General features: G+C 47.9%; 23 protein-coding genes. 7 read left to right on the top strand and 16 right to left on the bottom strand.

Translation table 11 applies throughout. The annotated features are described in order from the left end of the window. Window positions 1–60: 60 nt before the first annotated feature. A complete protein-coding gene (gene abc-f / locus Q9R36_RS20605; protein ID WP_311225799.1) occupies window positions 61–1,692 on the bottom strand; it encodes a ribosomal protection-like ABC-F family protein in 1,632 nt (543 codons plus the stop codon). A 307-nt stretch (window positions 1,693–1,999) separates the two neighbouring features. On the opposite strand from abc-f, the gene Q9R36_RS20610 reads away from it, so the two are divergent. Next, a complete protein-coding gene (locus Q9R36_RS20610; protein ID WP_009791875.1) occupies window positions 2,000–2,164 on the top strand; it encodes a hypothetical protein in 165 nt (54 codons plus the stop codon). 17 nt (window positions 2,165–2,181) lie between these two features. Here Q9R36_RS20610 and Q9R36_RS20615 read toward each other — a convergent pair whose 3' ends face one another. Continuing rightward, window positions 2,182–3,057, bottom strand: a complete 876-nt coding sequence (locus Q9R36_RS20615) for an aminoglycoside 6-adenylyltransferase (RefSeq protein WP_094768809.1) — start codon at window positions 3,055–3,057, stop codon at window positions 2,182–2,184. 27 nt (window positions 3,058–3,084) lie between these two features. Continuing rightward, window positions 3,085–3,585 carry a DinB family protein gene (locus tag Q9R36_RS20620; protein ID WP_248138964.1) on the bottom strand — a complete coding sequence of 167 codons (501 nt, stop codon included), beginning with the start codon at window positions 3,583–3,585 and terminating at the stop codon, window positions 3,085–3,087. A 175-nt stretch (window positions 3,586–3,760) separates the two neighbouring features. On the opposite strand from Q9R36_RS20620, the gene Q9R36_RS20625 reads away from it, so the two are divergent. Together Q9R36_RS20625 and Q9R36_RS20630 are read left to right on the top strand one after the other, a co-directional pair. Further along, the gene (locus Q9R36_RS20625; RefSeq protein WP_248138966.1) at window positions 3,761–4,261 is read left to right on the top strand and encodes a hypothetical protein; all 501 of its coding nucleotides are present in this window, start codon (window positions 3,761–3,763) and stop codon (window positions 4,259–4,261) included. A gap of 23 nt (window positions 4,262–4,284) precedes the next feature. After that, window positions 4,285–4,776: a hypothetical protein gene (locus Q9R36_RS20630; RefSeq protein ID WP_248138968.1), complete on the top strand. Its 492-nt coding sequence runs from the start codon at window positions 4,285–4,287 to the stop codon at window positions 4,774–4,776. Here Q9R36_RS20630 and Q9R36_RS20635 read toward each other — a convergent pair. After that, window positions 4,773–5,807 (bottom strand): GGDEF domain-containing protein, encoded by a 1,035-nt coding sequence (locus tag Q9R36_RS20635; protein WP_311225800.1) that lies wholly within the window; start codon window positions 5,805–5,807, stop codon window positions 4,773–4,775. The genes Q9R36_RS20630 and Q9R36_RS20635 overlap by 4 nt on opposite strands. A 222-nt stretch (window positions 5,808–6,029) precedes the next feature. Between Q9R36_RS20635 and Q9R36_RS20640 the strand changes: the two genes are divergently transcribed. Next, a complete protein-coding gene (locus tag Q9R36_RS20640; protein WP_224951292.1) occupies window positions 6,030–6,566 on the top strand; it encodes a hypothetical protein in 537 nt (178 codons plus the stop codon). Window positions 6,567–6,646: 80 nt separating this feature from the next. On the opposite strand, the gene Q9R36_RS20645 is transcribed toward Q9R36_RS20640, so the two are convergent. The 6 genes from Q9R36_RS20645 to Q9R36_RS20670 form a co-directional block, all read right to left on the bottom strand. After that, the gene (locus tag Q9R36_RS20645) at window positions 6,647–7,552 is read right to left on the bottom strand and encodes a macrolide 2'-phosphotransferase (RefSeq protein WP_253616432.1); all 906 of its coding nucleotides are present in this window, start codon (window positions 7,550–7,552) and stop codon (window positions 6,647–6,649) included. 530 nt (window positions 7,553–8,082) lie between these two features. After that, on the bottom strand, window positions 8,083–9,777 hold the full coding sequence (locus Q9R36_RS20650) for an NAD-dependent malic enzyme (RefSeq protein ID WP_248138972.1): 1,695 nt from the start codon (window positions 9,775–9,777) through the stop codon (window positions 8,083–8,085). A 415-nt stretch (window positions 9,778–10,192) separates the two neighbouring features. After that, window positions 10,193–11,542 carry a 2-hydroxycarboxylate transporter family protein gene (locus Q9R36_RS20655; RefSeq protein WP_248138974.1) on the bottom strand — a complete coding sequence of 450 codons (1,350 nt, stop codon included), beginning with the start codon at window positions 11,540–11,542 and terminating at the stop codon, window positions 10,193–10,195. Between the two features lie 121 nt (window positions 11,543–11,663). Next, complete coding sequence (locus Q9R36_RS20660) at window positions 11,664–12,371, bottom strand: response regulator (RefSeq protein ID WP_248138976.1); 708 nt, start codon at window positions 12,369–12,371, stop codon at window positions 11,664–11,666. Continuing rightward, entirely contained in the window at window positions 12,368–13,969 is a 1,602-nt protein-coding gene (gene dcuS / locus Q9R36_RS20665) for a DcuS/MalK family sensor histidine kinase (protein ID WP_248138978.1), read from the bottom strand. The genes Q9R36_RS20660 and dcuS overlap by 4 nt, the downstream gene beginning before the upstream one ends. Window positions 13,970–14,093: 124 nt before the next feature. Beyond that, window positions 14,094–14,834 carry a sulfite exporter TauE/SafE family protein gene (locus tag Q9R36_RS20670; protein ID WP_396137127.1) on the bottom strand — a complete coding sequence of 247 codons (741 nt, stop codon included), beginning with the start codon at window positions 14,832–14,834 and terminating at the stop codon, window positions 14,094–14,096. A gap of 350 nt (window positions 14,835–15,184) precedes the next feature. On the opposite strand from Q9R36_RS20670, the gene xylE reads away from it, so the two are divergent. Continuing rightward, complete coding sequence (gene xylE, locus Q9R36_RS20675) at window positions 15,185–16,606, top strand: D-xylose transporter XylE (RefSeq protein WP_022543455.1); 1,422 nt, start codon at window positions 15,185–15,187, stop codon at window positions 16,604–16,606. A 71-nt stretch (window positions 16,607–16,677) separates the two neighbouring features. Here the strand turns inward: xylE and Q9R36_RS20680 are convergent, their stop codons facing one another. The 3 genes from Q9R36_RS20680 to xylA form a co-directional block, all read right to left on the bottom strand. Continuing rightward, window positions 16,678–17,661 (bottom strand): aldo/keto reductase, encoded by a 984-nt coding sequence (locus Q9R36_RS20680; RefSeq protein WP_311225801.1) that lies wholly within the window; start codon window positions 17,659–17,661, stop codon window positions 16,678–16,680. A 100-nt stretch (window positions 17,662–17,761) separates the two neighbouring features. Further along, the gene (gene xylB, locus Q9R36_RS20685; RefSeq protein ID WP_311225802.1) at window positions 17,762–19,261 is read right to left on the bottom strand and encodes a xylulokinase; all 1,500 of its coding nucleotides are present in this window, start codon (window positions 19,259–19,261) and stop codon (window positions 17,762–17,764) included. 22 nt (window positions 19,262–19,283) lie between these two features. After that, window positions 19,284–20,606, bottom strand: coding sequence for a xylose isomerase (xylA, locus tag Q9R36_RS20690; RefSeq protein ID WP_224904960.1), 1,323 nt, complete (start codon window positions 20,604–20,606; stop codon window positions 19,284–19,286). Window positions 20,607–20,823: 217 nt separating this feature from the next. Between xylA and Q9R36_RS20695 the strand changes: the two genes are divergently transcribed. After that, complete coding sequence (locus Q9R36_RS20695) at window positions 20,824–21,453, top strand: YesL family protein (protein ID WP_311225803.1); 630 nt, start codon at window positions 20,824–20,826, stop codon at window positions 21,451–21,453. 20 nt (window positions 21,454–21,473) lie between these two features. Here the strand turns inward: Q9R36_RS20695 and Q9R36_RS20700 are convergent, their stop codons facing one another. The 3 genes from Q9R36_RS20700 to Q9R36_RS20710 all read right to left on the bottom strand — a co-directional run bounded on the left by Q9R36_RS20700 (window position 21,474) and on the right by Q9R36_RS20710 (window position 24,580). Then, window positions 21,474–22,295, bottom strand: a complete 822-nt coding sequence (locus tag Q9R36_RS20700; protein WP_311225804.1) for a carbohydrate ABC transporter permease — start codon at window positions 22,293–22,295, stop codon at window positions 21,474–21,476. Window positions 22,296–22,309: 14 nt separating this feature from the next. Beyond that, window positions 22,310–23,188: a carbohydrate ABC transporter permease gene (locus Q9R36_RS20705; RefSeq protein ID WP_257989856.1), complete on the bottom strand. Its 879-nt coding sequence runs from the start codon at window positions 23,186–23,188 to the stop codon at window positions 22,310–22,312. 90 nt (window positions 23,189–23,278) lie between these two features. Beyond that, window positions 23,279–24,580, bottom strand: coding sequence for an extracellular solute-binding protein (locus Q9R36_RS20710; protein WP_257989855.1), 1,302 nt, complete (start codon window positions 24,578–24,580; stop codon window positions 23,279–23,281). A 142-nt stretch (window positions 24,581–24,722) separates the two neighbouring features. Here Q9R36_RS20710 and Q9R36_RS20715 point away from each other — a divergent pair, with 142 nt between their 5' ends. Beyond that, window positions 24,723–25,922 carry an ROK family transcriptional regulator gene (locus tag Q9R36_RS20715; RefSeq protein ID WP_257989854.1) on the top strand — a complete coding sequence of 400 codons (1,200 nt, stop codon included), beginning with the start codon at window positions 24,723–24,725 and terminating at the stop codon, window positions 25,920–25,922. Window positions 25,923–25,942 lie beyond the last annotated feature (20 nt).

Raw genomic sequence — 25,942 nt, forward strand, 5'->3', positions numbered from 1 at the left:
TCAAAAAGTTGCTAATATCCGTCCCCTGCACCCTTCCCCAACCTAATATCCGCACAACATTCATCCAAGCTCCCTTATCCGCCTTGTAAGCTCATTAAATTTCCGGTCCAGCTCCTGATATTCTTTGTCTTTCGGCGTCATAAAGCTGAGCTTCCCCAGCACTTCCTGCCTTTCAGTTTCAAGCTTCATCCTCAGCTCTTCCCGGTCATCCCTTGTTTCCGGTTCCTGGCCGAATTGCCTTTGAATAGTCCCGCCTGCAATCACGAGCTTGCTGCTGGTTATTTTCTCAAGAAAATAGCGGTCATGCGACACCGCCAGTAGTGTCCCTGGATAGGCTGACAGGGTTTCTTCCAGCTGTTCGCGCGAAGGAAGGTCAAGATGGTTGGTCGGCTCATCAAGTATGAGCACATCTTTTTCCTCCAGGATGTATTCCATCAGCTTGCACTTGACGCGCTCGCCCATGCTCATATTCCTGATCGGCTCCTTCCACTGCGATGCCGAAAAGCCAAGATGCTTCATTAAGGTTTGAACCTTCCCTCTTTCAGCAAACGTTTCCCGGTAAAAAAGCTCTTCCGGCGTCTGGTCGAGCGGCAGATCGAATACTTCCTGCGTCAAGTAGCCGACACTGGCTGCCGGCGACACCCAGACCTCTCCCTCTGCTGTTTCCTTTCCCATGATGATTTTCAGGAAAGTCGTCTTCCCGCTGCCGTTCGGCCCTGTTATGGCCACTCTTTCACCATGCTGGATGGTAAAATGCGCTTTTTCAAACAGACTGCGCCCATCAAAGGATTTTGCAAGATTCTTCACTTCCAAAAACCGCTTGCCCCGCTTTGTGTTTGCCGAAATCGAAAAGCGGACCTCATGCTCAGGCGCGACAGGAGCTGCTTTTGATTTTTCCAGCTCCTTTTCCAGCCGCTTCCGTTTGGATTTCACCTGTGAATCAAGGCGCTTCGCCTTCACACGGTGATATTCCTTGAAGCCTTCCTCTTTCATCGATTTAGCATGGCCGGTGTTTGCCCAGGAGCTCAGCTCATTCAGCTGCCCCTCGATCCGCTCGACCATCTTCTGCTGCTTTTCATATTCCCGCTGCTGTGCAAGCCGTTTCTGCCTCCGGGCCTCCATATAACTCGAATAATTCCCTTTATGCTCAATCAGCTGCTTATCCTCGATCGACCAGATTTTAGAAACCGCAGCATCCAAAAAGTGGCGGTCATGGGATACGAGGATGATCGTCCCTTTATAGGCTGCAATCTGTTCCTTCAAAATCTCCATGCTCTGCTCATCCAGATGGTTGGTCGGCTCATCAAGGAGCAGAAGGCCTGCATCTGCCGCAAAGCCTTTTGCGAGACGGGCCTTCAGTTTTTCCCCGCCGCTCATCCGTACATAGCCCACAGCAGGAACCTGCCATTTTTCCAGCAGCTTAATTTCCAATGGAGATTGATGCCCTGAAGCATAGGATTCTGTTTCCTGCTCTACCATCAGGATATCAGCTTCCTGCCCCACCCACTGGATCTGCCCGCTGGAAGGCTGCCTCTCACCGGTGATCAGCTGCAGCAGAGTGGATTTTCCGGCTCCATTTTTCCCAATGATGCCGATCACTTCCCCCTGCAGGACACTGCTATTCACCCCTTCAAACAGGCTTACATCCATAATTTCATAGCTAAGGTCATTCAGTTTCAACATTTCCTTCATACTCTCATCCCTCTCTTTAAGGGAGAACCAAAAAAATCCTCCCAATTGAATTGGAAGGATTAGCCGTACCTTTGCATCAGCAAATAAACCATTATCATAATGGCTGAAAGATGTATAAGTGAAAAATGGGCAGACTAATCCTATTTTTTGTGTGAATTGAAATATGCTATTTCAATCAAGAAAAAATAAGATCAGTTATCCATCGTCCACCCATCATTCCTTTCGCACTTAGTTGGATATTAGTATACCACAAAATGGCGGAACATTGTGATATAATACGTAAAAATAAGGAAAAGGAGGACACCTGATGTCTGGAAAAAAAGTAGCCGTATTCATCTTTGTTGGTGTTTTGGCTCTGGTCATTATTTTGTTTGTTGTTATGAATTTGTTTTTCAGTTATATGGAAACCAATGATGGTACGGATGATACTGCCTTCAACACTCCTTCTGTCTATATTGCGGACAAGTTATAGAGGGAAATTATCGAGGCTCACACTGGCCGCTGCTCTTGGCTATAAAGAGACTCCACCAGCCCTGCTGCATATGCATCCCCTTCTTCAGGATAGTGGAGATCCATTTTTACACAAACATCTTTGGCAGTTTCTCTGAAAAAGCTCATCGTATTATGCAGGGCCCTCCAGACATCCTCTTCTTCATAAACTCCATAAAGGTTTTTATAGGCGGACACTGTTTCAGGATCAGCCCATTTTTCAAAAAAGCGGTTACCGTGCCAGGTGTCAAAAGCAAGGCCTTTATTAAGCTTGGTCTGCGTCCGTACCAGCTGCATGAGCAAATGCTTCATATAAGAGTCGCAAATCGATTTTGCGTCAAGCAGCTCTCCCCGCCTGATTTTCTTTGCAGCCAATACAGCATGGTACCAGAAATCATGGATAGCATTTCTTATCTCCTCTGAACCAGGCATCTGAGGGGCAGGCAGATTTTTGGGCGCCTGATGAACCAGGGCTGTGACGGTGCCGTCCTTGTCGAACAGTACCCTCACACCCTTTGCAAATACGCCAAGCGGCTCCGGATCCTGCTCAAGCTCCGGCAGTGCGGAAACCGGGAAAAACGCAAAGTCGACATCAAGCCCCTCTTCAAACAGGACCCTTCTTTCCTTTCCTCCCCCAACGGCAGTATTCTCAAGGAATGTCAGATAATGCTTCCCTATTTTCCCCAGCCAGTCTGTATCATCAAGAAATGCAGACGGGTTTTCCACGATAGCCACAAGATCAAGGTCGGAATACTCGTCAGCCGGCACCTCCGTTCTTGCCCTGGAACCTACAATGAGCGCCGCCCGGATCTTTTCATCGTTTTTAGCCATCTCCATAAATCCCGCTATTATTGTTTCATAAGTCAGTTTGTTCATTATTTACTGCTCCTTTTACTCATACTCTTAAATCCCCAGCCTCTCCTCCAGCTCCCCTTTCTGCCGGAGATGATGCCGGAAATGCATTTCAGCCAGCTCGTGCCACTCCATGGCGCTCAGCCAGCCGAAGCCTCCATGCTCAGTTTTAAGGTCAGGTTGAATCTTATCCAGTTTTTCCCCCAGCTCCCTCATCCTTCTTTCCAGCTGCACAAGCCTTTCGAGCAGGGAAGCTGAAGTGCCTGAGTTGTCCGGCGGCTGGTTCATCTCATCCGGCAGCCTGATTTTAACAGGCGGGAAGCCTCCTTCCCTGAACAGCTTTTCGCCAAACTCCGTTTTCCCTCTGCCCTGTACAGGCTCAGCAGCAGCGCACGCTTCCGCTTCATCCAAATACTCATCGGCCACCACAATCACATGATCATACATCTGCGCAAGAGACCATACCCCATCAGCCGGAATTTGCCTCAGCTGTTCCAAATCATACTTTCCGAGGCTTTGTTTATAAATCTCCATGACACTCTGCTCCGCCATCGCTCCCGCTCCTTTCCAAAGTCCCTGACACTACTATTCTCCACTCCAATTGGGAAATCCTTTGTGAGGCCGGGGGGACAGGTCCCTTGGCTCAAAAAACAAGAAATATTAGCATTTCCAAAAAGCAGTGTCTCCTGCTAAAGTTAATATGAATATTAATACAGGAGGCTTCTTCATGCTTGGCATTAAAAACTATAAGCCAGTTTTCTACGGAGACTCTTTGGAATTCATAAAGAATCACGGCAATCGCCTTAGATCCATGGTTAATAAAAATCTATGTGGGATGTGGACTGTCCACGAAGTGTCGAGCGGTGAATTTTGGGGTGATTGTCCAGTCGTCTTACTAATAGGAGGACAGCAGCTGGAGTTTTGTTCGTTTAAAGATCAAATCGCTGTAAGCTGGAATGCAATTGATGTAAATGAAAGTATAATATGGTATGGATCCAGGGATTTAAGACTTGAATGGCGAAAAAATGCGATAAAAGGCACTTCTGCTTTCACCGGCAGTCCAGTAGAGGGGGCAGACTTGATTGAAACAGCACAAGGAGGTCACTCCAGCACACTAAAAGGATTAGGATTGAAGACAGCTAAAGGCTATATTTCGCTATTTAATGAGTTTGATGAAACAGTCCTTGCGTTAAAAAAAAATGAAGAGTGTCTTTATACAGAAATCTAAGCCATTTCCAAAAGGAGCATACCATGAAAAAAGCTTGGATATTGATTATAGGCCTTTCCCTTTCCTATCTCACCGTTTTCATGATTACCGAAATTTACACGATCAAACGGTTTGACATTATGTCCGGCAACGGAAATATCGGTCTCCTGCCTGCAGGCTTCTTGCTCCTTCTTTCTATTTTTCTCATAGTGCCGATCTATCAATCTATCCCAAATACAATTAAAAACAGCTGGATTGCAGCTGTTTTCTTCTCAGTTTCCCTTCTTATGCTGATTTCTATTTATATTGGAAAATCAAGACTGGGCCACATCAGAAAATCTCTTTCCGCACATTTTGAAAGCAGCGATGTCAGTCAGTTAACAAGCGGCATGACAATCTACACTAATGCTGTCTATATCAATATGTTCAGCTTTAGCACGGTACTGCTCATCATTGTTCTACTAACTATGATATTAAAAAAATGCACCGGACGAAGAAACCGGTACCTTGTCCCTGCAGCAAAAAAGGGACACTAAATCTGTCCCTCATCCCCAAACGTCACCCGGTTCCGCCCCTCATGTTTAGATTGATAAAGTCCCTGGTCAGCTCTTGAGAGAAGGGAATCTACAGTATCGCCGCTTCTATACGGGGCAACGCCAAAGCTGGCAGTCTGATTCCCTGCCGGAGCAAAGCTGCTTTCCATAATCACCTTCCTCAATTTCTCAGCCATTTGTGCCGCACCTTCCCCCGTCTTTGGGGTAAGAATGATAAATTCTTCCCCTCCCCAGCGCCCAAAAAGCTCAGCGCCTGTCAACTGATTTTCAACCAGGGATGCCAGCTGCTTCAGAACAAGATCACCAGCATCATGGCCATAAGTATCATTCACACATTTAAAATGGTCGATATCAAAGAAGATAACAGAAAAGCCTTCTGATTTTTTTATCCATTCTTCAAGCCACCCATCAATTTGAAGCCGGTTTGCAATTCCAGTAAGCGAGTCAGTAAAGGCGACCCTTTTCATGCTTTCAAGCTCTGAAAACAGCTTGAACAGGTGAAGGGCCATATAAAATACAAGTATATAAAAAAGGTAGGCCACATAAAACTGAGCCAGTGACTCAAGGCTGTCGCCAGAGGCATTAGGGAGATTCATCAGTCCAAAAGCAAATATAATGACAAAAATGAAAAGCGAATAAACAGCGCCCCATTTTGCCCTTAAGATCAGGAAGAAAATCAAAATAACTGCCGGAACCCATATGACAGAGACCCCAAATGCCCCTTCCTTCCCCTTTCCGATATAATTAAAGACACCATCATATATGATGGCTATATGTGCAGCACTGATGATCGCCAAAGTAGCGAGCTCAAAAGCACGCAAAAACTTTCTTTTATAAACAGCAGCCCAGCTGATGATATTCCAAGCTATCAAAATCCTTGTCAGATATGTTTCTAAATTGTCTTCCGAGTCATTTTCCATAAGATTATAACTAACCATCGCCAACAGAATCAAAGGAATCATATACAGATAGATCATACGTTTGAAATCCATATATGAATTATACTTTCTCAAATCCGCTTCCCCTTTAAGTCGCAGTGCAGTTCTGCTTTATAAACTTCTTTCTTTATCTTACAAACAAATGGAAAAAAGTCCAGTCTTTTCGGCACAAAACAAAGCTCCTGCCCCGCCGGCAAAAGATCTTTCCTCCGCCCTAAAATAGTCTGCAGCTCCAGGAGGTTTGTCCATTCGTTTCTTCCTGCTTTTCATATATTGATTATGAAGGGAGTGAAATGAATGCGATTTAATATTTTGACGACAGGACCGATGAAAATTCCGGGCCAAATCTCAGGGGATCCAGCAGGAGGTCCGCCTGACGTTGTAAGAGTTTCCATCTCCAATCCGACTAATCGAGATTATAGGATTCAGCTGTTTGCGGAAGTCTGTTCATTAGACGAGGACGGTGTTGGCGAATCAACCCTCTTTCCAGACGCTGTATTTGTCATCCCGGCAGGCAGCTGCCGAAACAGGACATTCGGTTTTTTAGACCCGGACATAGGAGGAAATGCCGGTGACCAGCTCCGCTTCTTCGCAGTCGGTGATGTGGAGCTTCAGGCGGTAAAACTGGAGCTTTCCTTTGTAGGACAAAGGCTTGCTGATGAAATGAATGAACCGACCATGTTCTTCCGCCATGATGATCTGCTTGAGGTGAGAAACAGATATACACATCCAATCAGCGAGGCGGTTATGGGCGGCAGCAGCCAATCGTGGGACACGCTCACTGCTGGTGATGAAGGTTCGGATCCTGCAAGTGCAGGAAATGAGGCAGAATAGGCAATTGATCTTGAGGGGCAGGTCATGCACAATGTTCCATAAAAAGCGGGACAAGGTGCACTTCCCCTGTCCCGCTGCATTTATAAGTTTTCCTGGCTTAGAATCTGTTTCGCCATTTCCATATATTCTTCCAGGCCGGATTTCAAGGCGAATTCGGCAATGGCTACAGGATAGGCTGCTTCAAGCTCCATGACATGCTTTGCCATGTTTGGCCACACGTACCCCCCGGCAGCACTGTAGCAGCCGATCAGCCGTTCCAGCTCTTTTTTGCCAAATGTACGGTAATGCCCTACGAAATCATTGGCTATATCAGTTACTGACGCTTCTGTCCAGTCGATAAAACCAGTCACCCGTGAGTCCTCGTCGATTAGGATATGCCCTGGATGCAGATCCCCATGCACCAGACCAGTCTGTTTGGGCCACATCGAGCTATCGTGCACCCACGTCTGCCACCTTTTCCACAAGGCGTCATGTACTTCAAACTTTTCCTTCACTTTTTCCATTCTCAGCATCATACTGGCTCTCGCCGTTTCTGCACTCTCAACTGGCAGTTTCGCTCCCTCAGCTTCGTCCTTCCCAATCTTATGGAGGGAAATCATGGCTTTTGCCAGACTCTCTATATACTTCTCTGGCAAATCATTCACGTCCAGCTCCCATTTATAGGCTTTAGCTTCATGATCAATGGTGCCTGCAGGAACGCCATCCAGCTTTTTATAGGCAATCAGTTCCTCGTTATATACAAGCCAATCCGGAGTCTGGATCAGGATGTAGGAGCCGACCAGCTCAAGTGTCCTCTTTTCTTTCGCAGTTGACGGTATTACATCCTCCCTCCTGGGGAAACGGAGCACCCATCTCTCTCCCTTGACATCTTCCACAAATACAACCAGGAAATCAAGCCCCGACTCATTGAATTCCAGCGGCTCTTCTTTAGCTTCAATACCATTTTTTCTTGCAATTCTCAATACCTTTTCTTTTGCCATACTCATAGTCCATTCTCCTTTAATGCTATTTTGTACTAAAAAAACACAGACTGGCCGCCTGTGTTTAAAGTAAATGGAAAATATAGTTATGTCTGTCCTAAAAAAGAAATGCCAAAGAGAAGACTAAACTCAAAAGGCCATGAAAAAAGACAGCAAAAAAAGAGGACAGACTCGTCCTCCCTTTCCTTATACAATCAAACGTAAAATAAGGTTTTCTTAAAAATAGGCAGACCAATCCCATTTACCCTGCACACAGGCAGAGCCCTTGAACGTATTTAATTAACGATTCAAAGCTGGGAAAAAACGTAGTCTGATGCTGGCTGCCACAAAGAAAACCTCCATTTCTGTTAAAAGTTGAATCTATTATATCATGAAAGGGGCCGCAGGGACACAGGCTGCTGTCACATTTATCCTGATAGAAAACCTTTTTTTCATGACTGTCCCGCATTAGGCCAATACAGTGTCCGATCAGTACATAGAGCACCGCCCTAATCCCAAAAAAGAGGGACAGCAAAACCTGTCCCCCCCTTGTACCACTATTTACTCTTAATTTGTTTATATTCAGGCTTCCACATAGCATCCTCTACAGCTTGTTCAATATCGTCGATCTCCGCTTTGGCAATGCCTTCCTGGACGGCAGCCTTGGCTACTTCGATGGCAACATGCCTTGAGACGTCAGCCAGTTTGGTGATGGCCGGCAGCAGGGAAGCACCAGGCGTGCTGCTGTCTGATTTCTCGGCAACTGCATTGGCTGCAGCGGCGAACATGCCTTTTGAAATGATTTCAGCTTTGGCGACAATCGCTCCGAGGCCGAGGCCAGGGAAAACAAATGCGTTATTGGACTGGCCGATTTCATGGCTGATTCCGTTATACTCTACATTCGCAAACGGGCTTCCTGTGGCAATGAGCGCCTTGCCGTCTGTCCAGTTGAAAAGATCCTCAGGCACCGCTTCAGCTAGGAGTGTCGGGTTGGACATTGGCATGATGATCGGTCTTTCAACGTGCTTGGCCATCTCCCTTACGATTTCCTCTGTGAAGGCGCCGGCCTGGCCGGAGGTGCCGATCAGGATCGTCGGCTTTACCCGCTTCACCACTTCCAATAACGGAATCGTGTACGCTCCGTCTCTTTCCCAATCCTTGACTTCCTCTGCACTGCGTACATAAGGCTTTTGGAATTTCAGGACATCAGGCGTTTCTTCCGTCAGCAGTCCGCGATAGTCAAATGCCCAGAACCGGTCATATGCTTCTTCACGGTCAAGACCTTCAAGGATCATCGTTTCTGCCATCTGGTCTGCGTTTCCGATGCCTGCCGCCCCAGGTCCAAAAACAAGGATGCGCTGGTCCTTCAAGGATCCGCCTGTCACCTTCAGGGCAGACATGACGGCAGCAAGTGTAACAGCCCCTGTTCCCTGGATATCGTCATTGAAAGTCAGGATTTCATTGCCGTACTTTTCCATGATGTTCCGTGCGTTCACATTGCCAAGATCTTCCCAGTGAAGAAGAACATTCGGGAAAAATTTGCGCGCCGTTACAACAAACTGGTCGACAAACTGCTCATAGCGCTCACCGCGGACGCGCGGGAATTTATTTCCGATATATAAAGGATCCTTGATCAGGTCCTCATTATTGGTCCCTACATCAAGCACAACCGGAAGCACACGGCTTGGATCAATGCCGGCTGCCGCTGTGTAAACTGCCAGCTTGCCAATCGCGATATTGATCCCGCCGACGCCCTGGTCGCCGATTCCCAGGATACTCTCAGAATCCGTCACAACAATCAGATCGATTCCTTCATGGGGCTTATTCAGGTTTTCGAATGCCTTGTCCATTTCCTCCGGATCTTCAATGGTCAAATAGAGGCCGCCCGGACGATGATATTCATGGGAATAGCGCTGGATCGCCTCACCCACAGTCGGTGTATAGATGATCGGCAGCATCTCGTTCAAGTGATCCCTGAGGAGACGGTAGAACAGGACGACATTACGATTATATAAATCATAGAGCACTCCGTTTTTGAACATATTGTTTGTCCGTCTGGAGAACTGCTCATACGCACGTGTTGCCTGTTCATCAAGAGTCAGCACCTGGGTTGGCAGCAAGCCCTGAAGCCCCAGATCATCCCTCTCTTCTTTTGTAAATGCGACACCTTTATTCAAATAAGGATTTGATAGAAGCTCTTTTCCTCTCAAATCTGTGTAAATTACGTTTTTTGCACCATCTGAAGCAGTCATAGATCATAGTTCTTCCTTTCAATTGGAGTCAATTTCCGTACTATTCCATGTTAGTAGCCTTTACCCATTATCTCCAGGTTATTTAACTAAAATTATTTAAAAAAGCAAGCAGCATCACATGCCGCCCGCCTATACCAGAATCCATTAAATACTATTCCAGCTTTTCTGTCAATTCGCGGGCCAGGGGGTCAGGTCCCTTGGCCCGGTTTTCGAGCCAGGGGGTCTGTCCCCTTGGCTCAGTTTTCGGGCCAGGGGGTCTGTCCCCTTGGCGCAGTTTTCGAGCCAGGGGGTCTGTCCCCTTGGCGCGGTTTTCGAGCCAGGGGGTCTGTCCCCTTGGCCCAGTTTTCGGGCCAGGGGGTCTGTCCCCTTGGCCCTGCCCTTGGCCCAGCCCCCTCAGCCCAGTCCCGGACCCGGTTCAGTTCAAGATCTTCATTAACAGAATGGCAAGGATGACTGTTGATGCGCCGCCGATTCTTGTGGAAACCTGTGCGAACGGCATCAGGGACATGCGGTTGGAAGCTGAAAGGATGGCAACGTCGCCTGTTCCGCCAAGGCCGCTGTGGCAGCCTGTAACGATTGCGGCATCAACAGGATACATTTTCATCAGTTTTCCTGTGAAGTAGCCTGTGATGACCATGGCCAGGACAACAGCCACACAAACTGCAATATAAGAAGGCGTTACGATTTTCACTACATCCTCAAGCGGGATATACAGCATTCCAAGGCCGACCATCAATGGCCATGTGAGGCTGGATGAAACGAATTTATAAAGGTGGAAGGCACCCTGCTCCATTTTGGCCGGCATAAGCTGCAGGCATTTAACAAGGGCAGCCGCAAAAATCATCAGGACTGGACCCGGGATGCCAAGGACATGGTGGCCAAGCCCTCCGATAATGAAGAAGCTGCAGGCAATCAGGAGCCCTGCCCCCATTAGCGGGAACTCGACAGGTTTGTTGATTGTCGAAGATTCTGTGATCCCGTCTCCGCCCTTCGATTTGACCAGGACTCCTTTTCCTGTAAGCTCCGGCTTTTTCTCTCCCAAGCGGGACAGGATGCCGGCACAGATGATCGCTGCAATATTTCCGATGACCGCTGCAGGAATCAGCTGGCCGACAAATGATTCTGAGCTCTGGCCAAGGACATCAGCATAGCCGATGGACAGCGGCAGGATTCCTTCGCCAATCCCTCCGGCAATGATCGGCACAACAATATAAAACAGCGTATGCTTTACATCATATCCAAACAGCATACCGACAAGAACGCCCGCACAAACTGAGGCAAGTGTACCCAGAACAAGCGGCACAAACATTCTGGTAAACCCCTGGATCAAGACCCTGCGGTTCATACCGAGGATACTTCCGACAACCAGGATCGAAATATACAGGTACAGGAAATTGGATGTTTTCATCAGCTGGGTGACAGCATCCATTCCGGTTGTATTAATAATATTAAAAAATACCAATATAGAAGGAACGAGCAGCGATAGTATCGCCGGGCCCCCGATATCCTTCAGGATCGGGATTCTCATTCCGATATCGCCAAGCAGGATTCCCATTGCCATAATGACGGCAAATCCGCCGATCATATCAGCCGGCAGTGATTCATAAGCTGCCGCAGCATATACAACAAGTGCTATTAAAACATAAAGCGGAAGCGGCACTGCTCCTACTTTTATACTTCCCAATTTTGCAAAAAAGCCTTTTTTCTCTTCCCTTTTATTATCTTCTGGTGCAGAAATCGGCTGCAGTTTCTTAGCTGGTTCCATAAAGCTTTCCTCCCATCTGTTCTACATGTCCATCTTAATTTTTCTAAAAGCGTTTTCATAGATTATGTAATTAGAGAAATTCTTTTTGAAATTAAAAAAAGTAAGCAGTTTCAGAAACTGCTTACAGAAAGTTCTTAATCAAATGCTCTTTATATGGGTTATATTCATGCTGGTACACGGGACGGCCGATCGTGCCATAGATGACCTTCACATCCAGTATGCCAAGCTCTTTTAAAAAGTTCAGGTATTTCCGCGCCGATACTCTTGAGACGCCTACCGCCTCGGCCATCTCGTCGGTGGAGAACGGTCCTTCCTTAAGCTCCTGCACGGCTTCCCAGACCTGTTTCAGCGTATCCTTTGTCAGTCCTTTCGGGAGTTCTTCCACGACCGACGGCTCCTCGCGCCGCAGCAGGTGGCTGTCCAGCTCCTGCTGGGTGACCTCTTCCCTCTTTTCAGCGAACCGGCTCTGCTGCTCATAGGCTGTCAGCGCCGCATTGAACCGTTCAAATTCAAATGGCTTGATGAGATAATCCACCACACCCGAACGCAGGGCCTGCCTGATCCGGTCCATATCCTTTGCGGCAGAGATGATGATCACATCGGTTTCCAGCTCATTTTCCCTCAGATAAGTGACCAGTTCAAGCCCGAGCCTCCCGGGCATATAAATATCAAGGAGAATCAGCTGGATGTCCTCCTTCTCCAGAAGGCTGACCGCTTCATCGACCGACCTGGCCGACGCAGCCAGCCGGAACCCTTCTACCTTGGCAAGATACCGTTTATTAATTTCAGCGACCATCGGATCATCTTCAACAATCATTACATTGATCATGTCTCATCATCCCCTGCTTTATAAGGTATATAGACGGCAAACTGCGTCCCCTTTCCTGCCTTGGAGGAAATGATCAGTTCCCCCTCCAGCTTATCAGCCGCCTGTGTGACCAGGTACAGCCCGAAGCCCCTGTCCTTCCCTTTTGTGGAAAAACCCTTCTCGGAAATCCGATCCTGGATTTCCTTTGTCATACCGCTTCCTGTATCTCTTACTTCTATTGTTAAAATTTCCTCGGCATAATCCAGCATTAACTCCACTTTTTTGACCGGCCTTCCTGATACAGCTTCCAATGCATTATCGATTAAGTTGCCGATGATCGTGATCAGATCATGGGTGATTTCCGGGTCCACCGGCTTTGGCAGATTATCGGCACAATCAAACGACAGCACCGCCCCTGATTCCCGGGCATTGCTCAGCTTGCCGATGAGAAAACCGGCCAGGACCGGGTCATGGATCTTCTTTGTTACAAAGCCCATTTCATTCTCCCGGTGATTGACCGTCTCGTTCACATACCTGGCAAGATGCTCGTACTGCTCGGTATGGACCATCCCCAGGATAACATGAAGCTTGTTCATGAACTCGTGGGCCTGTGCCCTCAAAGCATCTGCATAATTGCGGACACCTGTAAGCTGTTCGGCAAGCAGCTGGACCTCCGTCTTATCCCGGAAGGTCGCAATGGCGCCGACGAGCTGATTATCCACCACCACCGGCACCCGATTGACTAGAATCGTCACCCCGTGGAAGCTCTGCTCCTGGTCAAGATGTGTTTTCCCTGTGATCAGGACTTCCTTCAGGCGGGTTTCCGGAAGATACTCCTCAATCTGCAGCCCAACCGGATCCTTTTCAATGCCGGCCTTTTGAAAAAGCTTCCTTGCCGCCCGGTTTACGAGCGTAATCTTCCCGCTCTGGTCAACGGCAATGATCCCTTCACGCACAGACTGCAGCATTGAGCTGCGCTCCTCCAGCACCTTGGCAATCGCGGAAGGCTCCAGTCCCAGCAGGATTTTTTTTATGTACCTGGCAAGTATCACCGCACCGATAATCCCCACTAGGATGCCGATCAGCGTGCCGATGTAGATTGCGTTCTGGCTCTTATAGACAGCCTTCGTTACCGTCTCTAGAGAAATGCCGACAGCCACAGCCCCTATCTGCTCCCCGGCACTGCCAATGACAGGAGTGAATGCCCGCATCGATGGACCGAGTATGCCCTTGGAATAGGAAACATACTCTTCCCCCTCCAGCACAGGGCCTTCATCCCCGCCCCTGAAATGCTTTCCTATCTCAGATGACTCCGGATGTGACAAGCGGTAGCCCTTCATATCCATTACTACAATGAAATTGACATTTGTAAGCTCCCGCATTTCATTGGCAAAATCCTGGACCCCTGCGCCCTCAGGATCCCCTTCCAAAGCATCTTCAACAATCCGGCTGTGCGCCACCATTTTAGCGACATTTAAAGCTTTATCCTCCTGTGTTTCCTCAACACTGGAGGTGACCCTGCTGCTGATCAGCAGGTCGGTGATCATAAGGGAAATCATGACCACCACACAAACAAATATAATAATGATGGCTTGCAAGCTCCAGCGGCCCTTTTTCATAGTTTCCTCCAGCCATAGATTTAATTAAAGTATTCTCCACCATACCCTTATCCACACAAAGTAATGACAAAAGACCGCAGAGCCCTTCCCTGAGGAAGGACCTTGCAGTCTGTCTTTACCTAATTCAGAACAGCAGGATGAATCCGGCCATAATAGGCGTCAGCACCATGGCACTTTTTAAAACAGGAAGCGGCACATAATTGGTGAACCGCGCTCCGAGGTATGAACCGATCATCGTTCCGGCCAGCACCTGCAGCAGCAGGATCGAATCAAAGTATCCTTCAAAATAATAGCCGATGCCGCCTGCCAGTGCAATCGGCAGGATGACCAGCATCGTCGTCCCGACAGACTTCTGCACAGAAAGGCCTAAGACGGCTAATAGTCCAAGCTGAATGAAAGGCGCAGAGCCGATGCCGAACGTGCCTGACAGCAAGCCGCAGACAATGCCCACAAATGCAGCTTTCATGAAGAGCCTTCGCTGCGGCTCTGCTCCCTTGTCCTCCATCCGGCTGACGATGAACAAACGGACCAGCAGCATCACTGCTGACAGAAACAGCATTCCGGCCGTCAGCCAATGAAGCGAATCAACCGGGATCCACACCGCGATTCCCGAGCCCAGAAACGAAGTGACCGCTCCAAAGCACCCGACAGCCAGTCCCATTTTCACATCAATATTGCCCTGCCGGTAATGGCTGTAAGCCCCCGACAAGGTCGTAAACACCATCGCCGCAAGCGACGTCCCAAGCGCCGTATGGATCGGCACACCGAACACCACCGTCAATAGCGCAATAATAAAACCGGATCCCCCGGCCCCGATAAAACCAAGCAAAATCCCCAAAAACAGCATCGTAAACGTAATAGCCACGCAAATTCCCCCTCTTAAGCAGCTCCAGCAGAATTCATAAATGGAAGAAAAGCACCAGCTACTATTATAAAACTTTACAAAAGTGCGGGAGAATTTTGTAACTAAAAAAACCGGGCCAGGGGGTCTGACCCCTTGGCTCCTTCCTACTATCCAAAACTTAGTTCATTCATTGGACAAACTTAATATAGTCTGCTATAATGCAATTATTCATTATTGTAAAAAAATTATCAGCAGGGGAGGGAATGGGCAGTGAATTTCTTTTATACCGGTAAATGTAAACGCTTCAAAAACTATGATAACAATGTAAGCGTTTAACTATCATTCCAGTATAATGAAAACTGCCTTCACACATGACGAAACAGCACAATGGTTCGCTTTACATCTTCTCTATCACACTCGTTGCCACTCTCGGCGGCCTGCTCTTTGGCTATGATACAGCTGTCATATCAGGGGCTGAAAAATCAATCCAAACCTATCTGGTGGACAGCCTGGGCTTAAGCTCGTTTATTCATGGAGCCACCATCTCCAGCGCTCTGATCGGATGCATCATCGGCGGCATCATTTCCGGTTATTTTTCTTCTGCATTTGGCCGAAAAAAATCGCTGATCATTGCGGCCGTATTATTCCTTTTATCAGCACTTGGCTCTGCTTACCCTGAGTTTCTGTTCTTCTCAGCGGGTGAACCTACTATCGGCCTTCTGCTGACATTCAATCTTTATCGCATCATCGGCGGCATCGGGGTCGGACTCGCTTCCGCCATTGTGCCAATGTACATAGGGGAAATCGCCCCGGCAGCCATCAGGGGCCGGCTGGTTTCTTTCAATCAATTTGCCATCATCTTCGGCATGCTGGTCGTTTATTTTGTCAATTGGGGAATCGCACGCGGGCAATCAGTGGAATGGATCAATGAAACCGGCTGGAGGTATATGTTCCTGTCTGAAGCCATCCCGGCCCTGCTGTTTTTCGTTTTCCTTTTCTTCGTGCCGGAGACGCCCCGCTATCTGTCTCTGAAGAATCAGGACGAAAGCGCACTGAGGATTCTCTCGAAAATCAACGGCCCGGCAAGCGCCAAACAGATACTCAGCGAAATCAAATCTTCCATGAATGCAACTGCAGAGAAAATGTCCACCTTTGCTTTTGGAAAAAAAGTGATTGTCATCGGCATCCTGCTATCCGTTTTCCAGCAGTTTGTCGGCATCAATGTAGCTCTCTATTACGCTCCGCGCATTTTTGAAAGCATGGGCGCTGCAAAGGATGCTTCCATGCTGCAGACGATCGTCATGGGACTTGTCAACGTCATCTTCACTGTTATCGCCATCATGACTGTGGATAAATGGGGACGCAAGCCGCTCCTCATCATCGGCTCGATCGGAATGGCCATCGGCATGTTCGGTGTCGCGGGCCTCGCTTTTGCCAATATCATCGGCATCAGCACGCTTTTATTCATCATCGTGTATACCGCTTCCTTCATGATGTCCTGGGGGCCAATCTGCTGGGTGCTGATTTCCGAGATCTTCCCGAACCGCATCCGCGGACAGGCTGTGGCGATCGCGGTTGCCGCCCAATGGGGTGCCAACTATCTGGTCTCCTCCACCTACCCGATGATGATGGAATTCAGCGGCGGGATGACCTACGGCATTTATGGCCTGATGAGCGTCCTTTCCGCCATCTTCGTCTGGAAGTATGTGCCTGAAACGAAAGGCAAATCCCTAGAGCAGATGGAAAGCCTGTGGAAGGCGCCTGCCGAAACAAAGCGTTCTAAAGCAATGTAATTCATAAAACGGGACAGCAACCCTGTCCCCAAACAAAAAAGGCCTCCAGCCAGAGCTGGAGGCCTTACCTATTAATAAACGCCCCGGATATGGGCATGCACTTCCTTCTGATAAAAGTCCTTCAACTTCTGCAGTTCTTCTTCACTGAACGGCTTTGCATCCAGTGCTTCGAGATTGCTCTCCACCTGCTTCACATTCCGGAAGCCAGGGATGACTGTGCTCACCTCCGGCTGCTGAAGAATCCATTTGATGGCTGCTCCTGCCATGCTTCCCCTGCCTTCTTCCATCCACTTCACCTGCTCGCTCAGCTCCACGCCTTTTTCGAAATCAAGTCCGCCGAATGTTTCGCCGACATTAAAGGCTTCCCCGTTGCGGTTGAAGTTGCGGTGGTCATCCTGCTCAAACGTGGTATCCTTTGAGAATTTTCCTGTCAGAAGCCCGCTAGCCAGAGGTACACGCGCAAGAATCCCTACCTTCTTTTCCATCGCCATTGGGAAAAGCTCATCCAGCGGCTTTTGCCTTAACAGGTTGAAAATGACCTGCAGCGCGCTTGCCTTCGTATTCTCCAGGCAGAAGATCCCTTCCTCGACCGTTTCCACACTGACGCCATAATAGCGGATCTTTCCTTCCTGCTTCAGCTGCTCAAGCACTTCAAAAACGCTGCCATCCTTCAAAATCTCCATAGGCGGACAATGAATCTGATAAAGGTCGATTGCCTCCCGCTCCAGCCTTTTCAAGCTATTCTCGCAAAAAGAACGGACACTATCCATTGAATAGGTTGCCGGATCATAAATATCAGCGCTGCGGCAGAACTTTGTAGCGATATGGATGGAATCTTCTTTGCCTTTCGTGGCCTTCGCCAAAAGCTCCTCGCTATGTCCATCACCATACACATCGGCCGTATCAAAGAAATTGACTCCTGCATCTATGGCGCGTTCCAGAGCTTTGAGCGCTTCTCCGTCATCTGTCTTGCCCCATGAGCCGCCGATTGCCCAAGTGCCGAAACTCAGTTCACTTACTTTCAAGTCGGTATCGCCCAGCTGATTATATTTCATTTCGCCAACTCCTTCTTTTATCCTGAAACCTTGAAGGCCGCCCCGGGAGCATTGCATTTATGATGCATCCTTCCAGGGCAGCCTTCAGTTTTCATTATGTTTATTTTCGATAGGCCAGCAGCTTTTCATTAAGTGCTTTTGTCTGCCCGTAGACTTCCTGGTATACATGAAATAATTCTTGATAGATCTCCGCATTTCCTGCATCAGGGACAAATTCTTTTTCCACCCTCAGGAAGGCATCGCCGCATTCCTTCAAGGAAGAAAACCATCCACATCCGTAAGCGGCAAGCATAGCCGCACCCATGCCAGGACCCTGCTCACTCGACAGCTTTACAATCCTGGAGTTGAAGATATCCGCCTGCATCTGCAGCCAGTCTTCGTTTTTCGTGCCTCCGCCGGTAGAAACAATCGTATCGATCTTCTTGCCATTTTCTCGGAAAATGGCGAGGGATTCGTTCAGTGAGAAAGTGATCCCTTCCATGACGGCGCGGACGAATTCCTTGCGTTCATGAGAGCTGTCCATTCCGATGAAGCTTGCACGTATGCTTGCGTCCGCATGCGGGGTGCGCTCCCCGGATATGTAAGGCGTGAACAGCAGTCCGTTCGATCCTGGAGGAACCGTTCCTGCTTCAGCAAGCAATTCCTCAAAGCTTTCTTCCGCGGCAAACACATTCCGGAACCAGCTCAGGCTGTGGCCTGCTGCAAGGGTGACTCCCATCGTGTAAAAAACATCCTCGGCTCCATGGTTGAAATAATGGACTTTTCCCGCGAAGTCTTTATCGCTGCTGCTTTCATAAGACAGGACCACACCAGAGGTACCGATGCTGCAAAGAGTTTTCCCCTCTTCCAGGATCCCTGAGCCGATCGCTCCGCAGGCATTGTCGGCGCCGCCTGCAAACACCTGGACAGAAGCCGGAAGGCCGGTCGCTGCTGCGAACTCTGGAGTGATATTCCCCGTCTTTTCATGAGATTCAACCAATGGAGGGCAAAGTGCAGCGTCAATATCGAGAAGATCGCAAATCTCGCTGCTCCACTCTTTTTTCGCAATATCCAATAACAGCGTTCCCGCCGCATCGGAATATTCCATCTGCAGCTCGCCTGTCAGCTTGAATCTTACATAATCCTTTGGCAGGACAAAGGTTCTGGCCTGCTTATAGATCTCCGGCTCATGCTCTTTTACCCAAAGCAGTTTCGGAAGTGTAAAGCCTTCCAGCGCCGGATTCTTCGTAATCTCAAGCAGCCTCTCTTCGCCAACCTGATTATAAATCTCCCTGCACTGTGCCGTCGTCCTTGTATCATTCCAAAGGATCGCATTCCGCAGCACTTCACGGTTCTCATCCAGAAGGACAAGGCCGTGCATCTGCCCGGAAAAACTGAGGCCCTCAATGTCTTCAGGATTACCGCCGAATTTTTGAAGCAGTTCAGACAGCCCTGCCGCTGTCTGATTTACCCACTCTTTCGGATCCTGCTCGCTGTAGCCGGTCTTCTCCTGGATCAGGGGATAGTCCTTGGAAACCTCCTGGACCACATTCCCCTCCTGGTCGACCAGCAATATTTTTACCGCGCTTGTTCCTAAGTCAACGCCGATAACATATTTCATTGGTGCACCTACCCTCTAAGAGTTACTCTCCGGCATAAGCCCTTAACAGATACTGGTTGATTGTAGCCTTGATGCTTTCGAGGCGGCCGGACTGGTGCTTCACTTCACTCAAGCCCAATGCATGCTCCTCAAGCTTATGGAAGTCTGTCCTTCCTTCAACGATCTCAAGGCCGATGCCTTCTGTATAGCTCTTATAGCGGTTTTCAACCACATTGTCCAGTACCTTGTCATCAATCAGCTTCTGAGCGACCTTCAGGCCAACCGCGAAGCTGTCCATCCCCGCAATATGGGCGTGGAAAAGATCTTCAGGCTCAAATGAACCCCTTCTTACTTTGGCGTCGAAATTAAGCCCGCCGCGGCCAAGTCCGCCATTTTTTAGGATTTCGATCATTGCAAGTGTAGTAGAATACAAGTCTGTCGGGAACTCATCTGTATCCCAGCCAAGCAATGGATCACCCTGGTTGGCATCGACAGAGCCAAGCATATTGTTCACACGTGCATAGTGAAGCTCATGTTCAAACGTATGGCCGGCCAATGTTGCATGGTTTGCTTCAATATTGAATTTGAAGTGGTCCTGCAATCCGTAATGCTGCAGGAACGCATAACCTGTCGCCACATCGAAATCGTATTGGTGGGTAGTCGGCTCTTTTGGCTTCGGCTCGATCAGGAACTGGGCATCAAAGCCGATTTCCTTCGCATAGTCGACTGCCATGTGCATGAAGCGGCCAAGATTGTCCATTTCAAGCTTCATGTCTGTATTCAACAGCGTTTCATAGCCTTCACGGCCGCCCCAGAACACATAGTTCTCAGCGCCAAGTTCTTTTCCGACCTCAAGGCCTTTCTTGATTTTCGCTGCCGCATAAGCAAAAATATCCGCACTGTTCGAAGTTGCAGCACCATGGACAAAGCGTGGATTCGTGAAGTTATTCGCAGTATTCCAAAGCAGCTTTGTTTTGCTGTCCTTCATATAATCTTTAATCATGCTTACAATGATATCTAAATTCTGGTTAGTTTCTCTCAAGCTGCTTCCTTCTGGTGCAATATCTACATCATGGAAGCAGAAGAATGGCACATCCAGCTTTTCAAAAAATTCAAATGCCGCCTCTACGCGAGCTTTTGCCAGATCCATTCCAGTGTACTTATCCCAAGGGCGGAGCATTGTCCCGGTCCCGAACGGATCAGAGCCGTCCATTGTGAACGTATGCCAGTAAGCTACACCAAAACGCAGGATTTCTTCCATTGTTTTGCCGCCGATTTTTTCCTCCGGGTTATAAAATTTAAACGCAAATGGATTGGTTGATGCTGAACCTTCATATTTAATCTTTTCAATGTTAAAATAAGCCATTTTTCGTTCCTCCCAGAATCATAATAAAGTTCTTTGAGAATCTTTTGAGCAGATTCTTTTAGATTATCTTTTTATAAAATGTAAATGCTTTCAAAAGAATTATATCAATATTTCATTTGTTTGTCTATTGAATAAACAAAGATTACTTATAATACTGCGAAATGATTTTTATTCCAGTATAATAGGTTTTACTTAAGGATAATTGGAGGCTTCAGCCATGGTAAGCAGCGTTTTATACCGGATATTTGAATGGATCACCCGTTTCGCTTATATGAATCTCTTATGGATACTATTCACTCTTGCAGGAGGCATCCTCTTTGGGTTCTTTCCCTCCACCCTCGCCATGTTTGCCATCACAAGGGACTGGCTGAGGGGGAAAACAGACGCACCCCTATTCTCCAGCTTCCTTTCATATTATAAAAAAGATTTCTGGAAGGGCAATCGCCTGGGCCTCATTATCATAATCATCGGTTCCCTGGCCTGCTTCAATCTTTGGTTCACCCAGGCCGGTTTTGATGTGCTCACCTGGGCCTATGTCCCTTCGCTCGCATTCCTGATGATTTTTCTGCTGTTTCTTCTTTATCTTTTTCCAGTATTTGTGCATTTTGATTTGAACGTCAGGCAGCTCATCAAACAGGCCCTGCTGATCATGCTCGTCAATCCGGTCCACACCGTATTGATGATCCTCTGCCTTGCTTCGCTTTATTTTATCACTCAGCTGGCCCCGGCCCTTGCCTTTATATTCGGAGGCAGTTCAGCAGCTTTTATCATCATGTGGCTCTGCCTCCATGCCTTCAATAAAATCCAGCGGAAGCAGGCCAAACAAAAAACACTTTCTCCTGATTGAAGGAGAAAGTGTTTTTTGTATTATCCTTTAACTGCACTTGAGGAGATGCCTTCAACAACTTTATTGCTGAAGAAAAGGAATGCCAGGAGGATTGGGAGCACACTGATGATGAGTGTTGCGCCGATCGCGCCCCAATCGGTCATATACTGGCCGATGAAGTTCTGGATTCCGACCGTAAGGGTTTTATACTGATCAGAGCTGATAAAGGTATTGACGAATACAAACTCATTCCAGTTATAGATCATATTGATGATCACAGTGGTCGACATGATCGGGATCGTCATAGGCAGGATGATTTTGAAAAACATCCTGTGGACTGAACAGCCGTCCATAATCGCAGCCTCTTCAATTTCCCTCGGCAAAGTGTAATAAAAGCCGAGAAGGATCATCATCGTGATCGGCAGATTATAAGCCGTATACGTAATGACGATTGACCAAGGATTGTCAATCAGATTTACATTTAAGAACATGCTGAACAGCGGGATGATTGCTGAATGGATCGGGATCATCAGTCCGACCATGAACAGCCCAAGCACCAATTTGCTCAGCTTCCACTGCATTCTTGTAATGACAAATGTCGCCATGCTCGCCAGGAGTACGGTCAAGAGGATGGCCACGCCTGTAATCCAGATGCTGTTCCAGAAATAAATCCCGATGCCGCCTTCCCACACCTTGGTGTAGTTCTCCCACCTGAATTCAGTTGGCAGCGAGAAAGGGGATTTTGAGAAGATTTCCTGGTTATTTTTCAAAGAAAACAGGAACAGCCAAATGACCGGGAAGACCTGAAAGATGGCTACGATTGCCAGGCAAAGATAGAGTATGAAGTAACCTGCTCGTTTCATTGTACAACCCCCGCTTAATATTGAATTTCTTCTTTGGTAGCTGTTGCCTTGCGCACAATCACTGTCACAATCAGCGTAATGATCAGGAGAAGGAAGCCGATGGCGCTGCCGTATCCGAAGTCATTGCTTGAGAAAGCCAGTTTATACATATAGGATGCCATAACCTCGCTGGCGCCATTTGGGCCGCCGCCGGTCATTACATAAATCAGGTCGAAGTATTTCAGCGACCCGACTACAGCCAGCACAATCGTCACTTTCACAACACCCATGATCAATGGGAGCTTGATTTTCCAGGCGATCTGGAGCGGTGTGGCCCCATCGATCCTTGCTGCCTCAACCAATGATTCCGGAATGTTTTTGAGTGCTGCATAGTAAATCAAAATGTAAAACCCTGCGTATTGCCACAAGATAGGAATAAAAATCGCATAAAGAACGATTGACGGTTCTGCCAGCCATGCTGGAGGATCTTCCACACCGAAGGCCATCAGGATGCTGTTGAGCATTCCGTTGGTCGGGTTGAACACCTTGATCCACAGCTGTGCAATCGCTACAGATGACAGCAGCATCGGGATCAGATAGATCTTTCTCAGCAAATCTGCCCCTTTGATCCGGGATGCCAATATCATTGAAATGGCCAGATAGATGACCAGGCTCAGCGTTGAAAATACGGCCAGCAGGAAAGAATGGTAGGCACTGTCCCAAAACTTCCCATCCTGGATGGCATTGATATAGTTTTCCAGCCCTATGAACTCCATAGCTCCGATGCCATCCCAGTCCATCAGGCCGTAATAACCGGTCAAGATCAGAGGGATGAAGATGAGGATACCAATCAGAAGGAGTGCAGGGAGAACGTATAATGCGATAATCCACTTGTTTGACATTACTTTATTCATCACATTCAACCCCATATTTAAAAATGAAAAGGACAATCCGGCAAAGGGTATGTCCTTTTCTTTAGTTGATTACTAGTGTTCAGCGAACCCTTATTCTTTGGACAGCGCTTCTTCATGCGCCTTGGCAAATTCTTCAGGAGACACTTCTTTTCCAAACAGCGACTGAATCATATCTAAATGGACCTGAGCTGTATCTGCGCTCATCTGTACATCTGCAAAAAGCGTGATATTGCTGGCAGAGTTCAGGTCTTCCAGGACATCGACATACATATCAGGAAGATCAAGTGACGCCGCATCCACTTTTGTTGCCGGGATAACGCCTGCATCCGTCACGGACTTTTCTCCCCACTGCTGGATGAAGTACGAGGCGAATTCTTTCGCTTCTTCCTTCACATCGGAATCCTCTGCAACGAATAATCCTACTCCAGGACCGCCGACAAAGCTGTCCATATCACCTTTTCCATCGACAGTCGGGAAGTTGAAATAGCCGACCGAATCCCTGAATTCCTGAGGAACGTCTTCATTGGTTGTGTAATTCGGCAGATCCCATGTCGCAATCAGGTACATAGCTGCCTGTTCGTTCATGAACATGCTCTTCGCTTCTTCATCGGCAAGTCCGTTGAAGCCTTTGACAAACGCATTCATGTCAACCAGCTCCTGCACCTTTTCAGCAGCTGAAACAAGGGCAGGATCTTCAAATGAACCGCTGCGGTCGATCGCTTTTGTCAGGACATCTCCGCCGCCGATCCGGTCAGCCAGATACATATACCATAGAGACCCGGTCCAGCGGTCTTTGTTTCCAAGCGCAATTGGAGCAACGCCGTTTTTATCCAATGTTTCTACTACATTCTGAAACTCTTCATAAGTTTTAGGCGCTTCCAGCCCGTATTTTTCAAATATAGCTTTATTGTAAAATACTGTTGCAATGTTCAATTCAAGCGGCAGTCCATATGTGCTTCCATCGACTTCATATGCTTCTGCTGTGCCGGATACAAACTTATCTTTCAAATCTCCTTCAAGAAGGTCATCCAGCGGGGTGAATTTCTTTCCGCTCACGTAAGGGTCCAGGAATCCTGCAGCCCATGTCAGCCCTACATCAGGCAATTGGTTAGAAGTAGATAATACTTTCAGCTTATCTTTATATTGCTCATTGCTCAGCACTTCCAGGTCCACTTTCACATCTGGATGCTCGCTCTCAAAGTCTTTGATGATTCCGCTTACAATTTCGTTGTGCAGCTTGGAGCTTCCTTCAGGCCATAGGTGCATGAATTCAATTGTTTTCTCATCACCGGAGCCGCCGCTCGCTTTTTCGTCGGATCCTGAACAGCCTGTAATCAGGGCAAGGGAGGAAAAAATGGCAAAGAGTGTTGTAACCGCTTTCTTCTTTCTCAAACTAAATACCCCCAATATTCTTTATTTTGATTCCGAGATTTGTTACTAAACATAGATTACCATCTCAAAGAATGTTTGTCTAGCGGATAAACTAAGTTTATAATATAAAATGAAAATGGTACACTTAGGAAAACCACACGAAATGGAGCTTTTAAAAATGAGGCTGACCCAGACCTACAACCAGCATGTTGTGAAAAAAGGCAATAAGTCATTAGTTCTGCAGACCATCCAGGAATACACTCCTATTTCAAGGGCAGATATCGCCAACCTGACCGGACTGAATAAAGGGACCGTCTCCTCCCAGGTCAGCGAGCTGCTCAGCGAAGGCCTGATCCTTGAATCAGGGCCAGGTGTTTCAAGCGGCGGGCGCAGGCCTGTTATGCTGCTCTTCAACCAGGTTGCCGGCTACTCCATCGGCATTGATATCGGCGTCAACTATATCCTTGGGATCCTGACCGACCTTCAGGGAAAAATCTGCAGTGAGGAACTGATAAAGTTCAATGACCTGACTTTTGAAGAAATCAAAGAAGAGCTATTCAAAATAGTCGATACCCTGATCGGTTCAATGCCGAAAAGCCGTTACGGACTGGTCGGGATCGGCATCGGCGTGCCTGGCACCGTCAGCACGGAAGGCGAAATCCTTCTTGCCCCCAACCTGAATTGGCGGAATATCGACCTGAAATCAGTGATGACAGAGAAGTACAATGTTCCCATCCTGATTGAAAATGAAGCTAATGCAGGAGCATATGGAGAGAAAAAATTCGGTGCAGGCCAGGAAGCCAATAATATCATCTATGTAAGCATCGGCATCGGCATCGGTGTCGGCCTCATTTTAAACGGAGAGCTTTACAAAGGAAACAATGGATTCTCCGGTGAGCTTGGCCATATGACCATTGAAACAGACGGACCTGTATGCCGCTGCGGCAACCAGGGCTGCTGGGAGCTTTATGCTTCTGAAAAAGCATTGGTTGAATCCGCAGCCAGGGATGCCATCCAGCCGGAGAATGGGCAGAAGCTTTCACTTGAAAGCCTGAATGAACTGGCTGAACACGGGGATGCCGGCGTCATTCACATTTTTGAAGAGATCGGCGGCTATATCGGGGTCGGAATCAATAACATCATCAATATCTTCAACCCTGAGCAGGTCATCATCGGCAACCGTCTCGCCTCTTCTTCCAAGTGGCTGGAGGAACCGCTGAAGAAGAAGCTGGTCCATGCGCTTTCTACACACAAAAAGGATCTAAAGATTGATTTTTCCCAGTTATCCACCCATGCTGCTGCATTCGGGGCGGCCGCTTATGCGAGCGAAAACTTCCTGACCATCGATATCCAGGAAGCCTAACATTATATCCAGGAGAGGTG

The sequence above is a fragment of the Bacillus sp. AG4(2022) genome (assembly GCF_031844465.1).
GTDB classification, from domain to species: domain Bacteria; phylum Bacillota; class Bacilli; order Bacillales; family Cytobacillaceae; genus Bacillus_AB; species Bacillus_AB infantis.